This window comes from Aeromonas sp. R7-1 (assembly GCF_040908115.1).
GTDB classification, from domain to species: Bacteria; Pseudomonadota; Gammaproteobacteria; order Enterobacterales; family Aeromonadaceae; genus Aeromonas; species Aeromonas caviae.
On the sequence record NZ_JBFODD010000019.1, the window covers coordinates 103,262 to 124,096 of the forward strand.

The 20,835-nt window shown below is 63.5% G+C and carries 19 protein-coding genes; 11 read left to right on the top strand and 8 right to left on the bottom strand.

Annotation, left to right across the window (positions count from 1 at the left end; translation table 11 throughout):
- Positions 1 to 245 precede the first annotated feature (245 nt).
- The 3 genes from AB5Y51_RS03175 (at position 246) to AB5Y51_RS03185 (ending at position 3,357) form a co-directional block, all read left to right on the top strand.
- Positions 246 to 1,889 (top strand): hypothetical protein, encoded by a 1,644-nt coding sequence (locus AB5Y51_RS03175; RefSeq protein WP_143237441.1) that lies wholly within the window; start codon positions 246 to 248, stop codon positions 1,887 to 1,889.
- Positions 1,890 to 2,020: 131 nt separating this feature from the next.
- Complete coding sequence (locus AB5Y51_RS03180; RefSeq protein ID WP_010674483.1) at positions 2,021 to 2,524, top strand: M48 family metallopeptidase; 504 nt, start codon at positions 2,021 to 2,023, stop codon at positions 2,522 to 2,524.
- 20 nt (positions 2,525 to 2,544) lie between these two features.
- Positions 2,545 to 3,357, top strand: coding sequence for a DUF2927 domain-containing protein (locus AB5Y51_RS03185; protein ID WP_368178046.1), 813 nt, complete (start codon positions 2,545 to 2,547; stop codon positions 3,355 to 3,357).
- 279 nt (positions 3,358 to 3,636) lie between these two features.
- On the opposite strand, the gene AB5Y51_RS03190 is transcribed toward AB5Y51_RS03185, so the two are convergent.
- Entirely contained in the window at positions 3,637 to 3,891 is a 255-nt protein-coding gene (locus AB5Y51_RS03190) for a DinI family protein (RefSeq protein ID WP_010674481.1), read from the bottom strand.
- Positions 3,892 to 4,116: 225 nt separating this feature from the next.
- Between AB5Y51_RS03190 and AB5Y51_RS03195 the strand changes: the two genes are divergently transcribed.
- Together AB5Y51_RS03195 and ykgO are read left to right on the top strand one after the other, a co-directional pair.
- Positions 4,117 to 4,386: a type B 50S ribosomal protein L31 gene (locus AB5Y51_RS03195; RefSeq protein WP_039040091.1), complete on the top strand. Its 270-nt coding sequence runs from the start codon at positions 4,117 to 4,119 to the stop codon at positions 4,384 to 4,386.
- A complete protein-coding gene (gene ykgO, locus AB5Y51_RS03200; RefSeq protein WP_010674479.1) occupies positions 4,383 to 4,508 on the top strand; it encodes a type B 50S ribosomal protein L36 in 126 nt (41 codons plus the stop codon). The genes AB5Y51_RS03195 and ykgO overlap by 4 nt, the downstream gene beginning before the upstream one ends.
- 68 nt (positions 4,509 to 4,576) lie before the next feature.
- Here ykgO and araC read toward each other — a convergent pair whose 3' ends face one another.
- The 4 genes from araC to AB5Y51_RS03220 form a co-directional block, all read right to left on the bottom strand.
- A complete protein-coding gene (gene araC, locus AB5Y51_RS03205) occupies positions 4,577 to 5,488 on the bottom strand; it encodes an arabinose operon transcriptional regulator AraC (protein WP_039040092.1) in 912 nt (303 codons plus the stop codon).
- 132 nt (positions 5,489 to 5,620) lie between these two features.
- The gene (araH, locus tag AB5Y51_RS03210) at positions 5,621 to 6,622 is read right to left on the bottom strand and encodes an L-arabinose ABC transporter permease AraH (RefSeq protein WP_010674477.1); all 1,002 of its coding nucleotides are present in this window, start codon (positions 6,620 to 6,622) and stop codon (positions 5,621 to 5,623) included.
- 48 nt (positions 6,623 to 6,670) lie between these two features.
- A complete protein-coding gene (gene araG / locus AB5Y51_RS03215) occupies positions 6,671 to 8,167 on the bottom strand; it encodes an L-arabinose ABC transporter ATP-binding protein AraG (RefSeq protein WP_323922468.1) in 1,497 nt (498 codons plus the stop codon).
- A gap of 66 nt (positions 8,168 to 8,233) precedes the next feature.
- Positions 8,234 to 9,217: an arabinose ABC transporter substrate-binding protein gene (locus tag AB5Y51_RS03220; RefSeq protein ID WP_045524711.1), complete on the bottom strand. Its 984-nt coding sequence runs from the start codon at positions 9,215 to 9,217 to the stop codon at positions 8,234 to 8,236.
- Between the two features lie 360 nt (positions 9,218 to 9,577).
- Between AB5Y51_RS03220 and AB5Y51_RS03225 the strand changes: the two genes are divergently transcribed.
- The 3 genes from AB5Y51_RS03225 to araA are packed head-to-tail and all read left to right on the top strand — an operon-like array spanning position 9,578 to position 13,463.
- Positions 9,578 to 11,254 carry a ribulokinase gene (locus AB5Y51_RS03225; RefSeq protein WP_368178047.1) on the top strand — a complete coding sequence of 559 codons (1,677 nt, stop codon included), beginning with the start codon at positions 9,578 to 9,580 and terminating at the stop codon, positions 11,252 to 11,254.
- Positions 11,251 to 11,949 (top strand): L-ribulose-5-phosphate 4-epimerase, encoded by a 699-nt coding sequence (locus tag AB5Y51_RS03230; RefSeq protein ID WP_368178048.1) that lies wholly within the window; start codon positions 11,251 to 11,253, stop codon positions 11,947 to 11,949. The genes AB5Y51_RS03225 and AB5Y51_RS03230 overlap by 4 nt, the downstream gene beginning before the upstream one ends.
- A 14-nt stretch (positions 11,950 to 11,963) precedes the next feature.
- Complete coding sequence (gene araA, locus AB5Y51_RS03235) at positions 11,964 to 13,463, top strand: L-arabinose isomerase (RefSeq protein ID WP_323922470.1); 1,500 nt, start codon at positions 11,964 to 11,966, stop codon at positions 13,461 to 13,463.
- Positions 13,464 to 13,558: 95 nt separating this feature from the next.
- Here araA and AB5Y51_RS03240 read toward each other — a convergent pair whose 3' ends face one another.
- Entirely contained in the window at positions 13,559 to 14,449 is an 891-nt protein-coding gene (locus tag AB5Y51_RS03240; RefSeq protein WP_323922471.1) for a LysR family transcriptional regulator, read from the bottom strand.
- A gap of 115 nt (positions 14,450 to 14,564) precedes the next feature.
- Between AB5Y51_RS03240 and AB5Y51_RS03245 the strand changes: the two genes are divergently transcribed.
- The 3 genes from AB5Y51_RS03245 to AB5Y51_RS03255 are packed head-to-tail and all read left to right on the top strand — an operon-like array spanning position 14,565 to position 17,364.
- The gene (locus tag AB5Y51_RS03245; protein ID WP_323922472.1) at positions 14,565 to 15,716 is read left to right on the top strand and encodes a methionine aminotransferase; all 1,152 of its coding nucleotides are present in this window, start codon (positions 14,565 to 14,567) and stop codon (positions 15,714 to 15,716) included.
- 8 nt (positions 15,717 to 15,724) lie between these two features.
- Complete coding sequence (locus AB5Y51_RS03250) at positions 15,725 to 16,540, top strand: carbon-nitrogen hydrolase family protein (protein ID WP_368178049.1); 816 nt, start codon at positions 15,725 to 15,727, stop codon at positions 16,538 to 16,540.
- Between the two features lie 53 nt (positions 16,541 to 16,593).
- Entirely contained in the window at positions 16,594 to 17,364 is a 771-nt protein-coding gene (locus tag AB5Y51_RS03255; protein ID WP_128296600.1) for an ABC transporter substrate-binding protein, read from the top strand.
- Between the two features lie 92 nt (positions 17,365 to 17,456).
- Here AB5Y51_RS03255 and AB5Y51_RS03260 read toward each other — a convergent pair whose 3' ends face one another.
- Positions 17,457 to 18,170 carry an AcvB/VirJ family lysyl-phosphatidylglycerol hydrolase gene (locus tag AB5Y51_RS03260; RefSeq protein WP_368178050.1) on the bottom strand — a complete coding sequence of 238 codons (714 nt, stop codon included), beginning with the start codon at positions 18,168 to 18,170 and terminating at the stop codon, positions 17,457 to 17,459.
- A gap of 10 nt (positions 18,171 to 18,180) precedes the next feature.
- Complete coding sequence (gene mprF / locus AB5Y51_RS03265) at positions 18,181 to 20,736, bottom strand: bifunctional lysylphosphatidylglycerol flippase/synthetase MprF (RefSeq protein ID WP_368178051.1); 2,556 nt, start codon at positions 20,734 to 20,736, stop codon at positions 18,181 to 18,183.
- Positions 20,737 to 20,835: the final 99 nt, after the last annotated feature.

Below are 20,835 nucleotides of genomic sequence, written 5' to 3' on the forward strand. Positions count from 1 at the left end.
TTTCCCCCGCATAGGGGAATCCTGATCCGCTCCCAGGCGCAGGCCCCCTACCATGCAACCTCAGGCTGTGACGCCCAACTGCGCCAGCCCTGTCTTGTGATGGGGCCTGCCAGTGCAGCCAGAGGCGTGAAAACGATACTTTTACGAATTATTTCAGGTGCCTACACTTCTTCCATTGCATCGTGCAGCCCGGCTCGGCAAGATAAGCCCGCTTTTTCAGTCTTTCCCGCAGGAACAGGTCACCCATGAATCATGCCATCCGCTTTACCCCGCACCGCCACAATCCCGGGATCAGGCCGTCGGTCATCTTGCTCACCGCCCTGATGGCTCTGCTGTTCTGTCTGCGCAATCCGTTGTTCCACGGCATGGCCCCGGGATTTGATGCCTCCCTGTTTGCGGTAATGGGCAAGATGTGGAGCGAGGGGGGCGTACTCTATCGGGACATGATCGACATCAAGGGTCCCATGATCTTCGCCCTCGATGCTCTGGGCTATGGCCTTGGTGGCTTCTTCGGGATCTGGCTGCTGGAGTGGGTGCTCTGCTGGCTGGGCCTCATGGCGAGCTGGCAGGCTTTTTCGCAGCTCGGGCTCTCGGTGCGGGCGCGACTTGGCAGCATGCTGGCCCTGCTGGCGCTCTACAGCACTCGCTACTACTACGGCAACATGACTGAGGACTGGACATTCCATCTGGCCCTCATCGCCCAGTGGGCTTTCATCACCATGCTGCTGGACAAGCGATTCAGCTGGGGACCGGCCCTGGTCGCCGCACTCACCTTCGCCATCGTGGCCTGGATGCGCACCAACAACGGCGCCTTCTGGGGTGCCTGGTATCTGGTGCTCTTCTGTCACTGGTGCCTGCGCGAGCAGTGGCGCTGCGCCTTTGCCCTGCTCTTTTCCAGCCTGCTTGGACTGGCTCTCGTCGGCGGCCCGCTCTATGCCTACTTCCAGCACCACGACGTGCTGGCCGAGTTCAAATACTACGCCTTCGGCATCTTCTTCGAAGGGAGCTACGGCAACGGCTTCTCTCCTGAGGTGGGCGCCGTCGGTCTGCTGCGCACCGGCCTCATCATGCTGCTGCCCGCCTTCCTCGTCCTGATGCTCGGGCGCCGCCAGGAGTGGTATCTCCCCGCGCTGTGCGCCACCCTGCTGGGGGTGCTGTTCACCCTGATCGCCAACTCGGTCTCCGGCCATGTGTTCGATCACTATGACGTGCTCTATCTGCAGCTTGGCCTGCTGCCGCTCGCCTGCCTGCTGGACAGAAGCGAGCAGCGATCCGATGCCCTGGGGCTACTTTGCATCTCCCTGGTGGTGCTGACCGCCAGCTGGTTGCTGGCCCAGCAGCTCGGTTACGGCTGGAGTACCAAGGAGTGGTCTCTGGAACGGGTGCGCGAGGTGCTCGGCAACAGCCTGCTGTGGGCCTTGCCCGTGCTCATTCTGGTCCCGCTCTGGCGCGCCTGGGACGTGCGAAGCGCCACCCCCTGGCTCGCCTCGCTGGCCATGCTGGCGCTGCTGGTCAACAACGCCTGGGAAGGCAATCTCAAGGGCAGGCCGTTCAATCCCCCCGCCCAGGTCAGGGTCGATCGTATCCTGGCCGAGACGGCGCCCACCGACAAGATCTGGGTCGATGGCATCCAGCCGCAATACTACCTCTGGACCGATCGCCAGCCGGCCTCCGCCTATCTGTTCTTTGCCAACGTCAACCCGCCCTACGATGTGCGCGAGCGGGTGCTGGCTGACATCCAGCGCCAACAACCCAAATTCATCATCGCCAAACCGGAGCGGGTGGCACAGGAGCTCAAGACTCCGACTTCCCCCTCCCACCTTGCCTTCTACCAGTATCTGGCAGGCCAGTATGAAGAGGTGGACCCGGGCCTGTACCGGCGCCGCTAATCAGGCACACAGAAGGGGCCATCCTGGTGATGGCCCCTTTTCGTTGTCGTCATAAAGAGGGGGGCCGACCATGTTCAAGGCGCCCCATCCTGACTACAATGGCGCTCTTTTTCGCGGCAGAGGGAAGAATCATGGCGGAGCTGACTTATCTGGGGGGCTATCCGGAGCCACTCAAGGCTCAGGTACAGCAGTTGATTGCGGCGGGCAAACTCGGCGAGATGCTGGCCAAGCGCTACCCGCAAACCCACCTCGTCCAGAGCGACAAGGCGCTGCTCGCCTATACCATGGAGCTGAAGAACCGCTACCTGAAAAGCTCGGCGCCGCTTTCCAAGGTGATCTTCGACGGCAAGATCAACGTGATCAAGGATGCCCTGGGACTGCACACCTATGTCAGCCGGGTGCAGGGCAGCAAGCTCAAGGCCAAGAACGAGATCCGCATCGCCGCCCTGTTCAAGGAGGCCCATCCCGCCTTTCTCAAGATGATAGTGGTGCATGAGCTGGCCCACCTGAAGGAGAAGGATCACAACAAGGCTTTCTACCAGCTCTGCCAGCACATGGAACCGGACTATCATCAACTGGAGTTCGATCTCAGGCTCTGGCTCACCTGGCGTGATATCGAGCGTACCGCCCGCTGATCCCCTTGCAAGGAGGCAAGATGCGCCCATGGCACACACCTGTCCAGCCCGTTCGCCATGGGCACTGGTTGCTCCCGGGGCTGATGCTCTGGCTCTTCTCACTGCCGCTGTCGGCCACCGAACGCTGGCAGCGTGATGACTACCTTGTCCAGAGCTTCATGGAAATCGCCATGAAACGGGAGTATGGCCATGAACAACAGGAGCACTTCTCCCGCTGGCCGGGCCCTGTTCGTCTCAAGCTCGTCAACGAATTCGGCGACAAGCCGCTGCAGGCCGAGGTCGTCAAGGTACAGACCCGTCACCTGAGCAGGATCACCGGTCACCCCATCGAGATTGTCAGCGACAACCCCAATCTCACCCTCATCATGACCCGGCACAAACAGATGGCGAGCTGGGCTGCGCGCACCATGCGCCAGGACGAGTCGGTGCGCATCGCCCTCAAGGAGGGGATCTGCCTGGCCAATTTCGCCACCAACGCTCGCTACGAGATCACCCGTGCCACCATCATCATTCCGGTGGATTACAGCCGGGCAAAGGGCCGTTTTCTGGATTGCGTAGTGGAAGAGTTGAGCCAGGTGATGGGACTGCCCAACGACTCGGACAAGGTGTTCCCCTCCATCTTCAATGACAACAGCATCGACAGCTTTCTGACCGGGCTCGATTACGTGTTGCTCAAGCTTGCCTACCACCCGGCATTGCAACCGGGTATGACATCAGACGAGGTACGCGCGGCGCTCCCCACCGCCCTCAAGGCACTGCGTGCCAATGGCGACATAGCACAGGCCACCCAACGGGTGCAGGTCGACAGCCTCAAGCGTTGGGCGGGACTCTGAGCGCAGCCAGAGACATTACTCTTTCGCCTTTCGCCTTTCGCCTTTCGCCTTTCGCCTTTCGCCTTTCGCCTTTCGCCTTTCGCCTTTCGCCTTTCGCCTTTCGCCTTTCGCCTTTCGCCTTCATGGTCATGCGCTTACCCCATCAACGCAACACGCAGCCCATGGCTGCGTGTTTTGAAGAGCGGTTCGGCAAAGCCGGTACAGGGATCATCACCCGACTGGAGGTTCCTCCTCGCGCCCTGGCGGATCACGACGATGTTTGCCGCTGAGAGCTTATCTTCAGGCCTCCAGAGCCTCTTCTTCCGGCATCCAGCTATCGGCATTTTCCCACACCTCCTGCACCATGGCTTCGGCCAGCTCCTTGTCTTCCTTGCTGGCGCGACTGACCGTCAGAGCCATGGCACTACCCGGTGCCACCCGCACATGCAGATCGGGAAAGCGCTCACCCAGTTGCTTGAGCAGCTCCTGGCGCAAGGCCTCCATGGTCGAGGTGGGGATCTGGTGTTTTCTGTCTATGATGATTTCCAGGCGCATAAGGTACGTCTCCATGATAGTTTACTGTATTTTTATACAGTAATTTTGAAAAGTAAAGATGGTGGCTGCACATAGGCCCTCACCGCCCATGCCTTCTTGCTGACGATGTGCAGCCGAACGGCCCCGATTTTCCCCCATCGCTGTCATCATGGAAAAAACAGTTGATATTGATTCTCATCCATCGCATTATTCACTTGTTGTTATAACATAACAAAAGAGGCAATCATGCGCCCCCATATTCACCCTGAATACCGCAAGGTTCTGTTCCACGATCTCGCCAGCAATACCTACTTTCTGATCGGCTCCACGCTGGCCACCGATCGCACCAGAGAGTGGGAAGATGGCAACACCTACCCCTATGTGACGCTGGATGTCTCCAGCGCGTCCCACCCCTTCTATACCGGCAAACAGAAGCAGGTCGGCAAGGAAGGTCAGGTCGCTCGCTTCGGCCAGCGATTCGGTCAGTTCTTCAGCAAAGGAAAAGAGAAACAATGAAAGTCCTCGCCTCCCTGAAATCCGCCAAGTCGCGTCACCCGGACTGCCAGATCGTGCGTCGGCGCGGCAAGCTGTTCGTCATCTGCAAGAGCAATCCCAGGTTCAAGGCTCGTCAAGGCTGATTGCGCATCCGCCCCTCATGGATAACAAAAGCCCTCGTCATGAGGGCTTTGTCATCTCTGGGCTCTGCTCACAGCGGGGTGGCGCACTTGCGGTATTCGGTGGGGCTGACCCCTACCCGCTTTCGGAACACCCGCGAGAAGTAGAGCTGATCGTCATAGCCCACTTGCTGGCCTATGGTGGCGACCGACAGCGGCGTGGTCTGCAGCAGCAGCTTGGCCCGCATGATGCGCTGATCCTCGCGCCAGCGCACTATGCTCACCCCCACCTGCTCGCGAAACAGGTGCGCGAGGCGCGAGGGGGACAAGAACACCTGCTCCGCCAGCGCCTCCACCGAGATCTCGGCCGAGAGGGACTCGCTCAGGATCTGGCACGCCTCGTGGACCCGGTGATCGATGGCGGGATAGGCATTCTGGGACGATGCCTCGTAGCAGCGGATGAGCAACCGCTCCAAGAGGTTCATGGCGAGCTGCTCCGACATGGGCCGCAGCTGCTTGTGGGTTTCCTCGATGTCGAGGAAGAGGGCGTCGAATTCGGTGAGCAGCTGGTTGTCCGCCAGTTGCAGTCGCCCCACCTGCTCCGTCACCTGGGGCCACTTGAGCCAGTCAGCCCAATAGGCCCGCGGACGGAAATAGACCCAGCGGTGATACCACTCCCGGGCATCCGGCGCCCGGCCGTAATGGTGCACCGCCGCGGGTGGAAAGAGCAGCAGGTCCCCGGGCTCCACGGTGAAGGCCTTGTCCCCCTGAAAGATCTGCCCCTTGCCCTTGATGGTCAGATTGACGATGAACCCCTTCATGCCGTGGGGCCTGTCGATGGTGAAATCCAGCGCGCTCCCCTGCTCGATGGGAGTCATCCCCGAGACCAGGAAGACGTCGAAGGCGTAGCCAGGCAGCAGGGGATTGAGTTGTTTCGGCTTCTCTTTTTGCATCGAGGACATGGCGGAAAACAGGGTTTCGGTAAAAAAGTCGACATGGGCCATTGTAGAGATCCGGCGTAGGAACCCCCTAAGTTCGCAAGCTGTTCGTTGTGAAATTGTTGAACTGGCTCACAGCTTGCCGGGGAAAATACCGGGCCGGCGCGAGGCCGGCCCGGTGACGAGGAAAAACATCGCTCAGATACGGGCTTTGCGCACCTGCTTGTAGCGGTCGAACAGCACGGCGGCGAGCAGGATGAGGCCACGCACCACGTACTGGGCAAACGGGGAGATGTTGAGCAGGTTCATGGCGTTCTCCATCAGCCCCAGGATCAGCACCCCGGCGATGATGTAGGAGATCTTGCCGATCCCCCCCTTCATGGAGACCCCACCCAGCACGCAGGCGGAGATCACCACCAGCTCGAAGCCGATGGAGGTCATGGGCTGACCCGAGGTCATGCGGGATGCGAGGATGATGCCGGCGAGCGAGGCGATGAGCCCGGTCATGGTGAAGATGATGATCTTGGTGCGCACCACGTTGACCCCGGCCAGACGTGCGGCCTCCTCGTTACCACCCATGGCCAGGGTATTGCGCCCGAAGGTGGTCTTGTTGAGCAACAGCCCGAACAACACGAAGCAGACCGCCGTCAGCCAGATGGGCGTCGGGATGCCGAGCAGGGCGGAGTTGCCAAGCTCGAAGAAGCCCTCCTCCACGATGCCCACCGCCTTGCCGTCGGAGATGATGTAGCCCACCCCGCGCGCCATCTGCATGGTGGCAAGGGTGGTGATGAGGGCGTTGATCTTGAATTTGGCCACGACGATGCCGTTGATGAGGCCAAAGACAAGGCCCACCGAGAGACCGGCCAGAATGCCGAGGGGGATGCTCTCGGTAGCGTTGATGCCCACCGCGCAGGCGACGCCGGAGCAGGCCACCACTGAGCCCACCGACATGTCGAACTCGCCGGAGGCGAGGCAGAACAGCATGCCGCAGGCCACCATGCCCGACATGGAGACGGCAAGCCCGAGCCCCCGCATGTTGATCAGGCTGGCGAAGTTGGGGACCAGTACGCAGGCGAGCAGGAACAGGATGGCGAAGATCACCAGCATGCCGTACTGATCCCAGATGCGGGTCAGTTGCAGGCGGGTACCGCTCGCCGCGGTGTCGTTGGCGGCTTGGCCGACCGAGGTCGTTGTTGTCATGGTATTTCTCCTGAAAATTCCGGGTGCTATCTCGTTGCGGTCAGCAGATCAACGGGCCGGCATGGCCAGATTGAGCGCCTTGACCTCGTTGGCCTCGTCGTGGGAAAGCTCGCCGGCGATCTCCCCCTCCCGCATGACCAGGATCCGATCCGCGATGCCCAGCACCTCCGGCAGCTCGCTCGAGACCACCACCACGGCAATGCCCACCTTGGCCAGATCGTAAATCACGTTGTAAATCTCGTTCTTCGCCCCGACGTCGATGCCCCGGGTCGGCTCGTCGAGCAGGATCACTTTCATGTCTTCCGACAGCCAGCGCCCCAGAATGGCCTTCTGCTGGTTGCCGCCGGAGAGGTTCATGATGGCCTGCTGGGGAGACGGGGTCTTGACCCGCATGTCGCGGATCCGCAGCCTCGCGTTCTCGTCCTCCCACTTCTGGTTGATCCAGAAGCCTCCCCACGCGCGGTGGCGGCGGGCGCTGATGTTGATGTTCTCCTGCACCGAATGGATGGGAATGATGCCGAGCGCCTTCCTGTCTTCGGTGCAGAGCATGATGCCGCTGCGAATGGCGTCGATGGGGCTCTGAATGACCACCTGTTTGCCAAACACCGATATCTCGCCCCCTCGAGGTGTCTCGGCGCCGAAGATAAGCTTCATCAGCTCGCTGCGCCCGGCCCCCACCAGCCCGAAGATGCCGAGGATCTCCCCTCTCTTTACCTCGAGCGACACCGGCGCCTTGAGGCCGGGCCCCATCAGGTGCTCCACCTTGAGGCCCGCCTCGCCTAGCGGCCTTGGGCTGTAGCCATAGATGTCGGTCAGCTCGCGCCCCACCATGGTCTTGACCAGCAGATCCCGGTCCACCTCGGCCATGGAAGCGAAGGTGCGCACGAACTGGCCATCCTTGAACACCGTGATGGCATCGCACAGGGCGAAGATCTCGTCCATGCGGTGAGAGACGTAGAGGATGACCTTGCCCTCGTCCCGCAACTGGCGGATGACCCGAAACAGCTGCTCAATCTCGCGGGACGACAGGCTGCTGGTCGGCTCGTCGAAGGCGATGACGCTGGCGTCCCGGGTCAGGGCCTTGGCGATCTCCACCATCTGCCACTGCCCGAGCGACAGGTACTTGAGAGGCGTCTCGGGGGAGACATCCATCCCGAGGCGTGCCAGCTGCCTGGCCGCATCCTGATAGAGCTTCTCCCGATCGATGACGCCGCGCCGGGTCGGCAACTGCCCCAGGTAGATGTTCTCCGCCACGCTCATTTCAGGGACCAGGTGCAGCTCCTGATAGATGATGGCGATCCCGCTCTCAAGGGCATCGACCGTGTTTTGGAACACTTTCTCCTGACCCGCCAGCTTCACCACCCCGCGGGTGGGCGCCTGAAAACCGCTCAGGATCTTGAGCAGGGTGGACTTGCCGGCCCCGTTCTCTCCCATCAGCGCGTGTACCGTGCCCTGCTGGCAGGCGAAGGAGACGTTCTGCAGCGCCTTGACGCCGGGAAACTCCTTGCTGATGCCGCAAAACTCCAGATATGGAACTTGATTCATGAGATGACTCCAGCCAGCCGGCACGGCGCACTCCGCCATGCCGGCATGGGTATCAAGGGATGGGGATCACAGCCCTTTCTTTTGCAGCTCGGCCTTGAAGTTGTCGCGGGTGATGAGCACCACGTCGGTCACCTCGGTGAACTTGGCAGGCTCGGCGCCGTTGACGACCCAGTCATGGAGCATCTGGATGCTCTTGTAGCCGTGTACGTCCGGGCTTGGCAGCAGGGAGCCGAGGAAGCCGGTGGCGCTGGACTTGGAGAGCTCGTTCACCGCATCCACCCCGTTGATACCGATGCCGATGACGTTCTCCGCCTTGAAGCCCTGCCCTTCGGTAGCGCGCACGCCGCCGAGCACGGTGTTGTCATTCATGCCGACGATGAGCCAGTTCTTGACCTCGGGGTGTTGCACCAGCATGGAGTTGGCGGCATCCAGCGCCCCCGGAATGTCGTTGCTCTTGGTGGGCGCGCGGAAGATCTGGCCCTCGGGGAAACCGGCGGCCTTGAGCGCGCTCAGGGAGCCCTCGACCCGGCGACGGGCGGTGTCGAGCTCGTCGGCGGTGATGGCGAGCACCCCGGTCGCCTTTACGTCCCACTGGCGCTTTTGCATCTCCTTGTAGAGCTCCTGACCCTGACGCTCGCCAATCTTGGTGGCGGCCATCATCACCAGCGGCACTTGCTCCATGGGCTGGCCCTTGGCGTTGACGAACTGGTCATCCACCGTGATGACCTTCAGATCCATGCTGTTGGCCTTCGCCATGATGGCGGCACCGAGTTTGGGATCCGGGGTACAGATGACGAAACCCTTGGCGCCATTCGCCGCCAGACTGTCGATGGCATTGAGGGTCTTCTCGCCATCGGGGACGGCTATCTTGATCACCTCGAAGCCCAGATCCTTGCCCGCCTTGTCGGCGAAGTTCCACTCGGTCTGGAACCAGGGCTCCTCGGGCTGCTTGACCAGGTAGCCCAGCTTCAGCGCTTCGGCCGAGAAAGCAGAATTTGCCATACCAAGGGCGAACCCCATCGCGATCATGCCTTTAACGATTTTGTTCATGCGAATGTCTCCAACGGTTCTATCAATCCATGTATCCACGCAGTGCTGCTCGTTGAGTCAATCAAGTCGCAGCCATATAAAAACATGCTTAAACAGGACGTTATTGTTGTTGCTGGTTGAGCGAACCAAGTTGTAATCGTTTTCACAATTAAAAATGGAGAGCAGGATCACGCCATGAGATTGCAGCCATTTCGTCTATATAATTAGCAATTTCGTCACATATTGAATTTTAGAGAGCCGTCACCCTGTCGCACTGACAGCGTTAAAATCCATATTTCCAGCAGCCAATGGCTAACCGCCCCTCCTGCCCATCTCCTATGGTTCCCCCCAGTCACCCCTCATTGATGGTCAGGAGCACTTATGTCTGAACACATCGTCATCGGACTCGATTTCGGCAGCGACTCGGTCAGGGCACTCGCCGTGCGCTGCCAGGACGGCGCCGAGCTGGCGACCCATGTCGTCTATTACCCGCGCTGGCAGGCAGGCCACTACTGCCAACCGGTCAACAACCAGTTCCGCCACCACCCCCTCGACTATCTGGAGTCCATGGAGCAGGCAGTGGTGGCGGTGGTGAGCCAGCTCACGCCGAGTCAGCGTACCGCCGTGCGCGGCATCGGGGTGGACAGCACCGGCTCCACCCCCGCCCCCATCGACAGAGAGGGGCGCGTGCTGGCCCTGCGTCCGGAGTTTGCCGACAACCCCAACGCCATGTTCGTGCTGTGGAAGGATCACACCGCCATCGAGGAGGCGGAGGCCATCACCGCCCTGTGCCACGGCGGCCAATTCCCCGACTACAGCCGCTACATCGGCGGCATTTACTCCTCCGAGTGGTTCTGGGCCAAGATCCTGCACGTCTCCCGAGCCGATGCCGCCGTGCGCGCCGCCGCCTGCAACTGGGTCGAGCTGTGTGACTGGGTCCCCGCCATCCTGAGCGGCACCCAGGCCCCGGCCACCCTCAAGCGCGGGCGCTGTGCCGCCGGCCACAAGTCCCTCTGGCACCCGAGCTGGGGCGGCCTGCCCCCCGCCGACTTCCTCAACGCGCTGGATCCCCTGCTGACGGAGGATCTCGACTTCCCCCTCTTTACCGACAGCTGGACCGCCGATCTCCCGGTCGGCACCCTGACCCCGGAGTGGGCGGAGCGGCTGCACCTCTCCTGCGAGGTGGTGATCGCCGGCGGCGCCTTTGACTGCCACATGGGCGCGGTGGGGGCCGGGGCCGGCAACAATGCGCTGGTGAAGGTGATAGGCACCTCCACCTGCGACATCCTGATCGCCGACGAGGCCAACATCGGTGATCGGGCCATTGCCGGGATCTGCGGCCAGGTGGATGGCAGCGTGGTGCCGGGCATGGTGGGGCTGGAGGCGGGACAATCGGCGTTCGGTGACATCTATGCCTGGTATCAGCGCCAGCTCGGCTGGCCCCTTGACAGCCTCGCCGCCCAGTATCCGGAGCTGCATACCGCCATCGAGCGCCACAAGCAGGCCCTGTTACCCAGCCTCGCCGCCGCCTGGGATCAGCAGCGCGACCTGGCGCACCTGCCGGTGGTGCTCGACTGGTTCAACGGCCGGCGCACCCCCTATGCCAACCAGCGCCTGCAGGGCACCCTCACGGGGATCAACCTCGGCACCGATGCCCCCGATCTTTTCGGCGCCCTGGTGGCCTCCACCGCCTTCGGTGCCCGCAGCATCATGGAGTGCATGACCAGTCAGCAGGTGCCGGTGGAGCAGGTGATCGCCCTTGGCGGCATCGCCCGCAAGTCCGCCACCGTGATGCAGACCTGCGCCGACGTGATGAACAGGCCTATCCAGGTGGTGGCCTCGGATCAGTGCTGCGCCCTGGGGGCGGCCATCTTTGCCGCCGTGGCGGCCGGGATCCATCCCGATGTGGCCAAGGCCCAGCACCACATGGCGAGCGCCGTGGAGCGCACCCACCAGCCACACCCCGAGCGAGTCGCCGAGTATGAACGCCTCTACCAGCGCTACCTCGCCTGGGGCGCCGCCGCCGAACCGCTCTACAACCGGGGGGTACCGGCATGAACCTCAAGACCCTCAAGGAGCAGGTGCTCGACGCCAATCTGGATCTGCCGCGCCATGGCCTGGTGACCTTCACCTGGGGCAACGTGAGCGGCATCGACCGAGAGCGCAATCTGGTGGTGATAAAGCCAAGCGGCGTCAACTACGAGCGGATGCGGGTCGAGGACATGGTGGTGCTGGATCTGGCGGGCAAGCAGGTGGAGGGGGACCTTCGCCCCTCCTCCGACACCGCCACCCACCTGGTGCTCTATCGCGCCTATCCGGAGCTTGGCGGCGTGGTGCACACCCACTCCACCCACGCCACCGCCTGGGCCCAGGCGGGGCGCGCCATCCCCATTTTCGGCACCACCCAGGCCGACTACTTTCACGGCGAGATCCCCTGCTCCCGCCTGCTCACCCCGGGCGAAGTGGAGGAGGACTACGAGGGGCTGACCGGTCATCTCATCGTCGAAACCCTCAAGCAGACTCCCATCCTCACCATGCCGGGGGTGCTGGTGGCCAACCACGGCCCCTTCAGCTGGGGCAAGAGCGCCGAGGACGCAGTGCACAACGCCGTGGTGCTGGAAGAGGTGGCCCGCATGGCCTGGCTCACCGGCCAGATCAACCCGGGGGCCCGCCCCCTGCCCGATTACCTGCTGGAGAAGCACTACCAGCGCAAGCATGGCAAACACGCCTATTACGGCCAGACAAAAGCCTAAAAGAGGACAAACTCATGGAATTGATGAAACAGCTGGAAGTGTGGTTCCTGGTCGGCAGCCAGCACCTGTATGGCGCCACCACATTGAAGCAGGTGGCCGATCACGCCCATACCATCACCAACCAGCTCAACGAGGGGGCGAACCTGCCCCTCAAGATAGTGCTCAAACCCACCGGTACCACCCTGGATGAAATCAGCGCGGTGGCCCGGGATGCCAACCACGACGAGCGCTGCGCCGGGCTCATGGTGTGGATGCACACCTTCTCCCCCGCCAAGATGTGGATCCCGGCGCTGAGTCAGTTGCAAAAGCCCCTGTTGCAGTTCCACACCCAGTTCAACCGGGATCTCCCCTGGAGCGAGATCGACATGGACTTCATGAACCTGAACCAGACCGCCCACGGCGGGCGCGAATTCGGCTTCATGGGGGCCCGCCTGCGGCTGCCCCGCACCGTGGTGGTGGGCCACTGGCAGGATGAAGAGGCCAGACAGAAGATTGGCAACTGGATGCGCATCGCCGCCGCCATCCACGACAGCCGCCACCTCAAAATTGCCCGTTTTGGCGACAACATGCGCAACGTGGCGGTCACCGAGGGCGACAAGATTGAGGCCCAGATCCAGTTCGGCTATCAGGTGAACTACCACCCGGTCGGCGATCTGGTCAAGGTGATCGACGCCGTGCCCGAGAGCGACATCGAGGCGCTGCTGGCCGAGTATGAGGCGACCTACACCCTGACCGAGGCGGTGCAGGCGGGCGGGGGGCTTCGTGCCTCCCTGTATGAGGCGGCGCGCCAGGAGCTGGGGATGAAGAAGTTCCTCACCGACGGTGGTTTTGGCGCTTTCACCACCACCTTCGAAGATCTCTATGGTCTGCACCAGCTGCCGGGCCTCGCCTGCCAGCGCCTGATGGAGCAAGGCTTCGGTTTTGGGGCAGAAGGGGACTGGAAGACTGCGGCCCTCTTGCGCACCCTGAAAGTGATGGGCGCAGGCCTTGCGGGGGGCGCCTCCTTCATGGAGGACTACACCTACCATCTGGAGGCGGGCAACAACCTGGTGCTGGGAGCCCACATGCTGGAAGTCTGCCCCTCCATCGCCGGAGGCAAACCCGTGCTGGACGCCCAGCACTTAGGCATAGGCAAGAAGGCCGATCCGGCCCGCCTGCTGTTCGCGGCCCCGGCGGGCAAGGCGGTCAACGCCAGCCTCATCGATCTCGGCAACCGTTTCCGCCTGGTGGTCAACCAGCTGGAAGTGGTGGACCTGCCAGAGGCCATGCCGAAACTCCCGGTGGCCAGCGCCCTGTGGAAACCCCTGCCGGACCTGCAGACCAGCGCCGAGGCCTGGATCCTGGCGGGCGCCGCCCACCACTCGGTGTTCACCCAGGCGGTGGACATCGAGCAGCTGCGCACCTTCGCCGACATCATGGGTATCGAGTTTGTGGTCATCGACGAGCACACCCGCATCCCCGCGCTCAAGGAGCAACTGCGCTGGAACGAGGTCTACTACAAGATCTGCCAGTGACCCTTTAATCGGCCAGCGGCCATCACCATGACTGTATGGAGATGGTATTCACCTGACAACAGCCCCGCCCGCGGGGCTGTTTCATTTCGCGTCCCTCAGGGATGACCCTCCCCCTCCAGCAGCCAGTGACAGACTCGCTGCACCCCGTGGCGCTGGCTGTCGGGCCGGGCGAGCAGGGCGTATTCGTGATCCGTCTCCAGCACGGGGGTGAAGGGAGCGACCAGGGCGCCGCTCTCCAGCTCCTCGGCCACTATGGTCGGGTCTCCGAGGGAGAGGCCAAACCCCTGCAAGGCGGCATTCATCGCCAAGTCCAGGGTATCGAACAGCTGCCCCCCCTGGGGCTGCCAGGGGATGTCGAGGAAGGCGGCGAACCAGTTGCGCCAGTCCCGCCTATCGGCGCTGGCATGGATGAGGGGCAGCAGGGGCAGCTCGTTCAGGTCGCGCTCGAACAGACGATGCTTGGCAGCAAACGCCGGGGCGCAGACCGGGGTCAGCCGTTCCCGAAACAGGGGCTGGCTGTGGGGATAGCGCCCCAGGCAGGGCTGGTAGACGATGGCGAGATCGAAGGGCTCCCGGGAGAAGTCGATGCCATGGCTGTGGCTGCCACGCACCTCCACCGCCTCCCCCTCGAACGCCTGCAACCGCCGCAGCAGCCAGCGGCTGGCGCAGGAGGGCACCTTGATGCTGATCGCCTGCTCGTGGGGCAGGGCCTGCAAGGCGCTGAGCCCCTCCCCCATGCGGGCCAGCCCTTCACGAACGAAAGGCAGCAGCCGCTCGGCGGCGGGGGTCAAGGTGAGGCAACGGGTGCCGCGCACGAACAGCAGGTGGCCCAGGCGCGCCTCCAGCTGGGCGATCTGCTTGCTCACCGCCCCCTGGCTCACGCACAGCTCGTCGGCGGCCAGGGTAAAACTCAGGTGGCGGGCAGAACACTCGAAGACCTGCAGGCCATAGAGAGGCAACTGAGTACGCGGCTGGGTAGACAACATGACAAGCCTCCATGCTTGAGAAAAACTCATGCATACCATGCCGAATAATCCGTTGTCCGGCAAGCCTTGGGGGGGCTAAAAAGGGACCTCTTTCACACACGCAGGTGACGGCCCCATGTCCATCCCCCAGGTTTCCAGCAAACTGCCCCAGGTGGGCACCACCATCTTCACCGTGATCGGGGATCTGGCCGCCCGCCACCCCAGCATCAACCTCTCCCAGGGGGCGCCGAGCTTCCCCTGCGATCCCGAGCTCATCCGGGTGACCCACGAGGCCATGCTGGCCGGTGAAAACCAGTACGCCCCCATGACGGGGCTGCCTGCCCTGCGCGAACAACTGGTGGCCAAGATTGCAGCCAGCTACGGCCATCACTATGACGCGGGCGAGGAGATCACCATCACCGCCAGTGCCAGCGAAGCCCTGTTCTGCGCCATCACCGCCCTGGTTCACCCCGGCGACGAGGTGATCATGTTCGAGCCGGCGTTTGACAGCTACCGCCCCATGATCCAGTTGCAGGGAGCCACACCTGTGGTGATCGCCCTCAAGGCGCCGGATTTCGCCATTCCCTGGGACGAGGTGGCCGCCCGCATCACCCCCCGCACCCGCATGATAGTGCTCAACACCCCCCACAACCCCACCGGCACCGTCTGGCAGGCTGGGGATCAGGAGCGCCTCGCCCGCCTGGTGCGCGGCACCGACATCCTGATCCTCTCGGACGAGGTGTACGAGCACGTGGTGTTCGACGGCGCCCTGCACCAGAGCGTGATCCGCTATCCGGAGCTGGTGGAGCGCTCCGTCGCCGTCTTCTCCTTCGGCAAGACCTTCCACGTCACCGGCTGGCGGGTGGGCTACTGCGTGGCCCCCCGTCCCCTGATGGAGGAGATCCGCAAGGTGCACCAGTTCGCCATGTTCGCCGCCGACACCCCCATGCAGTACGGCTTCGCTCACCTGTTGCAGCAACCGGCCCACTATCAGGGGCTGGCAGCCTTCTACCAGCGCAAGCGCGACCTGCTCGCCACGGCCCTGGCAGATTCGCGCCTGACCCTGCTCCCCTCGGCGGGCAGCTTCTTCATGCTGGCGAGCTACGAGCGGGTAAGCGACGAGCCGGACAGCCTCTTCGTGCAGCGGCTCATCCGCGATCACGGGGTCGCCACCATTCCGGTCTCCGCCTTCTATCACGACGGCACGGATCAAAGAGTCATCCGCCTCTCCTTCTCCAAGGATGACGACACCCTGCTGGCGGGCGCCGAGCGCCTGTGCGCCGTCTAGGGGGCACCATGGATTCACTGCGCGTTGCCGTCCTCCAGATGGTCTCCGGGGATGACCTTGACCACAACCTGGCCCAGGCCGAAGTGCTGCTGCGTCAGGCGGCGGCCGAGGGGGCCGAGCTGGCCCTGCTGCCCGAATATTTCTACCTGATGCCGGTCGATGAGCGGGCGCGAGTGGCCCTGGCCGCCCCCGTTGACGATCACCCCCTGCTTGCCTGGGTACAGAGGCTGGCCCGGGAGCTCGGCGTCTGGATCCTGGCCGGCACATTGCCGCTTGCCAGCCACGAACCCGGCAAGATGCACAACAGCAGCCTGCTCATCGACCCGCAAGGGCAGCTCGCAAGCCGCTACGACAAGCTGCACCTGTTTGGCTTTTGCACCGGGCAGGAGCAGTATGACGAGGCCGCGACCATGACCCCGGGCCGGGAGGTGGTGAGCCATCCCCTGCCCTGGGGCGTGCTGCGCCTCGGGATCTGCTACGACCTGCGCTTCCCGGAGCTGTTTCGCCTGGGGCCCGCCCCCGATTTCATCGCCCTGCCCGCGGCCTTCACCCACACCACCGGGCTTGCGCACTGGGCGCTGCTGCTGCGGGCACGTGCAGTGGAGAACCTGGCCTTCGTGTTCGCCAGTGCCCAGGGGGGACACCACCCCGGTGGGCGGCGCACCTTCGGCCACAGCATGATCATCGATCCCTGGGGCCGGATACTGGCCCAGGTAGAGGAGGGTCAGGGCATGGCCATCGCCACCCTGGATCTGGCGGCACAGCGCACGGTGCGCAGCCAGTTGCCGGCCCTCACCCATCGCAAGATAGCCGTCGGCCCTTGAGGCCGGCACCCTTTAGCACGCTAGGAATGACACCACACTTCAAGGGACTGACCATGAAACTCAACACACTGATGATGCTGATGGCCCTGGCCACCGCCGGCCAGGCCGCCGCCAAACCCCTGGTGATCGCCACCGATGCCACCTATCCCCCCTTCGAGATGGTCGACAGCAACGGCAAGCTCGGCGGCTTCGAGGTCGATCTGGCCTATGCCCTGTGCGCGGCCATGAAGACCGAGTGCGAGGTGATCAACCAGCCCTGGGATGCCCTGCTGCCGGGCCTGCAGGTGCGCAAGTACGACGCCATCATGTCCTCCATGAACATCACGGACGAGCGGCGCCAGAAAGTGGACTTCAGCCAGGTCTACTACATGATGCAGAACCGCTTCGTGGGGCGCAGCGACAAGGCCGCCGACTTTGCAGACGATCCGGCCCACTTCAAGGGCAAGGTGATCGCGGTGCAGGAGGGCACTCCCCAGGACAACTTCGTCACCGCCCGCTATGGCGAGGTGGCCAAGATCAAGCGCTACGTCAACGCCCAGTCTCCCATGCTGGATCTGCAGTCCGGCCGCGCCGACTACACCTTCGGCAACATGGTGCAGTTGAAGGTGGGCTTCCTCGACAAGGAGATGGGCAAGCAGTTCGCCTTCGTCGGTCCCCAGTTCAACGGCACCCAGGACAAGATCCTGGGAGAAGGGGTGGCGGTGGCCCTTCGCAAGCACGATGACAAGCTCAAGGCCCGCTTCGATGCCGCCATCGAGAGCGTCAAGGCCGACGGCACCTTCGACACCCTGCTCAAGAAGTACCAGCTCGAAGATCTGCTCTGATCCCGGCATGCCGGCCCCCTGGACAGTTGCAAGGGGCCATGGCAACAGGGCGGCCATTGGCCGCCCTGTGTCGTTTTACCGGCCTCTCGCCGTTATTGGGCCAGGCCCAGGTGCCCGGCAATCTGCTGGTACAGGGTCTGGTAGTTGTCGTCGAAGTGGTGGGAGCCCGGCAGGGTCACCGTCGTCACGTTCGGCTGCTGCAGGCGCGGACAGAGTTTGACCGGGGAGTCATCCTTCTCTCCCTGCACGCAGAGCAGCGGCAGAGTCTGGATCCGTGTCACCTCCGGCAGGGTGGGATAGCGGCCCCCCTTGTCGTGCACCACCATGTCGCTGACGTGGATCTCGAAATCCGACGCCGTCGAGGGGGAGAGCATCACGGCCCCCGCCAGGCTGTCGCGATAGGCTGGCGGCAGACGATTGATGACGAAGGGCACTATCTCGGCACCAAAGGAGAAACCCACCAGCAACCAGCGCTGGCGCCCCCAACGGGACTGGTACTCGGTGAGGATGCGCACCAGATCCGCCGTCGCCTGCTCCGGCGTCTTCTTCTTCCAGTAATAGGAGAGCGAACTCCAACCCACCACCGGCATGCCGTGGGCCTGCAACTGGGCGCCCAGCCCCTTGTCCAGCGCCGCCCAGCCGCCATCCCCGCTCATGAAGACCACCATGGGGGAAGACGAGGCTTGCGCCACCGGCAACTCCACCAGCCCCAGATCCGCGCCGACCCGCCCCGGCTGGGCGGCCACCGCCGGCAAGGTGAACGAAGAGACGAAACAGCAAATCAACAGCAACAACATGGCTCTCATGGGCCAACTCCTATTTCTTCATAAGCCCGAAGGGGCCGCGACTGATGAGGGAGACGAGATGAGTCAGGGTGCGGGGCAGCACCAGATGACCGGTACAGAGCAGGTAGCGGGGCTCCCACCTTGGGCCGAACTTCTCCTTGTAACGCCGCAATCCCTGGAAGTTGTAGAAACGGCTGCCCCGGGTGAACAGGGTGTTGCCAAGGCGGGCCCAGTAACCGCCGAGGGGGTTGTCGTTGAAGCCCGACATGGGGGCCATCCCCAGGTTGAAGCTGGCATAACCCTCCTGCTTGCCCCACAGCAGGAGCTCGACAAACAGGAAATCCATGACGGGCGCCGCCCCCGTGTCCAGGCTGTAGCGCATCAGATCGATGGAGAGGCTCTCCTTGTTGTCGCTGGTCCAGAGGTTGGCAAACCCGACGATCTGCCCCTCCCGCCGCACCAGCGCCATCGGGTTGAGGGTGAGGTAGGCAGGATCGAAACTGCCCACGGAGAAGCCCTTCTCCCTGCCCTGCTTGCTGTGCAGCCAGCTGTCGGAGATCCCCTTCAACTCAGGCAGCAGGGGGGCAATCTCACCGGGGGCCACCACCTCGAAGCGCAGCCCTTCCCGCTTGCCCTTGGCGTGGCTCTGGCGCAGGTTGCGCAGGCGACTGCCGGCGAGATCGAAGCTCGGCAGATCCACGATGGCCTCCTCCCCCAGCTTGAAGGGGATGAGCCCGAGATCCAGATAGACAGGCAGATATCGGGCCGACACCTGGTAGAAGACCGGGCTGACGTCGTGCTCGTCACAGCGCTCGCGAAACTGCCAGAGCAGCTCCTCCACGAGGGAGGGCTGGCCGACGGGATCCCCCATCACAATCCAGCTGCTGCCCTCGGCCCCGTACATGAGGAAGACCTCGCCGCTTGGGTGGAACAGCAGGGACTTGTCCCCGAGCTGGGCCAGGTAGCCGTGGCCTCCCCCTGCCCGCATCACCAGCCCATGGGCACGGGAGAGCGCCTCGGCATCCGGCTTGCAGGCGGCGAGGCGCAAGGGAGCCAGCAGATGGGCCACCCCGACCACCGCCAGCACGCCGATGACGCTCCCCATGGCGCGCAGGGCACGGGAGGCGGCCCCGGGCCCGTGGGCCGAGACGTGCAGCCAGAGGGAGGGGTCGTACTCCACATGGCGGTAGGAGAAGAGCAGCAACCACAAGGCCCCCAGCAGCACGGCCCCCACCGACATCAGCCAGGAAGGGGTGAACCGGGCGTGAAGCAGGGAACCCTTGCGATAAAAGAGGGGGCGGCAGGGGGTGATGATAAGCAAGAAGCCCCCGAGCAGCAGGGCCGACTCCCAGTCAAACCCCTTGAACAGGGAGAACAGCATGCCAAGCCCCAGCAGCCACTGGGTGATCCTGAATGCCCCGTCATGACGGCGATAGAGGCTGTGGGCCAGCAACAGCAGCAACACGCCGCTGACACTGCCGAGCACATGGGAGAGCTCCAGCAGGTGCAGGGGCAGCACCTCCAGGAAGGCTTCGATCCGCCCCCTCATGGTCGGGATCATCCCGGAGCAGAGCAGCAGGGTGCCCGCCGCGAAGGTACCCATGCTCACCAGGGCGGGCACAAACTCCCGGGTTGCCATCATCACCCCCTGCAGCCGGTGCAGGCGGGCCCGCTGTTGCAGCAGCTCCTGACCTGCGAACAGCAGCAGAGCACAGAGGAAGGGCAGGAAGTAGTAGGCGCAGCGGTAGATAAGCAGGGAGGCGAGCAGCTTGTCCACCGGCAGATAGTGGGTGAGCAGCAGGCTCATGCTCGCCTCGAAGACCCCGATGCCCCCCGGCACATGGGCCAGCACCCCGAGCAGGCTGGAGAGCACGAAGGCACTGAGCAGCACCGGATAGGGCACGCTGCCCGATGGCAGCAGCACATAGAGCACGGCGGCGGCGGCCATCCAGTCGAGCAGGGCGATGAGCAGTTGCAGCAGGCGGTATCTGATGCGCGGCAGGAACAGCGGGTGTCCGCGCCAGACCAGCGCCGCCCCCGGCCACACCAGATACGCCAGCACCGTCAGCAGGGCCAGGCCCCCCGCCAGTTGCAACAACCCGGTCGCCCAGCGGGGCCAGTCCACCAGCAGGGCCGCCCCCTGCCCCAGCAACAGGGCGCTGCCCCCCCAGCCCAGCAGGCCGAGGAAGAAGGTGATGGAGCAAAAGAGGATCACCCTGGCCACCTCCCCGGTGCCAAGCCCCAGGGAGGAGTAGAGCCGGTAGCGCACCGAGGAGCCGGTGAGCAGCGCAAAGCCCAGGGTGTTGGAGAAGGTGTAGGCGATGAAGGAGGTCATCCCCACCTGCTGCCAGGGCAGGCGTTTGTCCAGCACCTTCAGGGCCAGCAGATCGTAGCAACAGAGGCAGCCATAGCTGAGCAGGGTGAGCAGCAGGGCGCCCCCCAACTGAGGCAAGGGTTGTGACCAGATGGCCTGGCGGATGTCGTGCCAGTGCCACAGGTGGGTCAAATGATAGAGGACGGTCAAGGCCGCCCCCAGCAGCAGCAGGCTGCACAGGGGGCCTATCCAGATCAACAGCTGACGCCGCATTCAAGATTCCTGTCAAAAAGCGTGGAGAAAGAGAGGCTCCGAAAGCGGGCGGACAAGGCGCCCTCCCGGAGTGACTCCCCCACAGGCGGCGCGTGACGC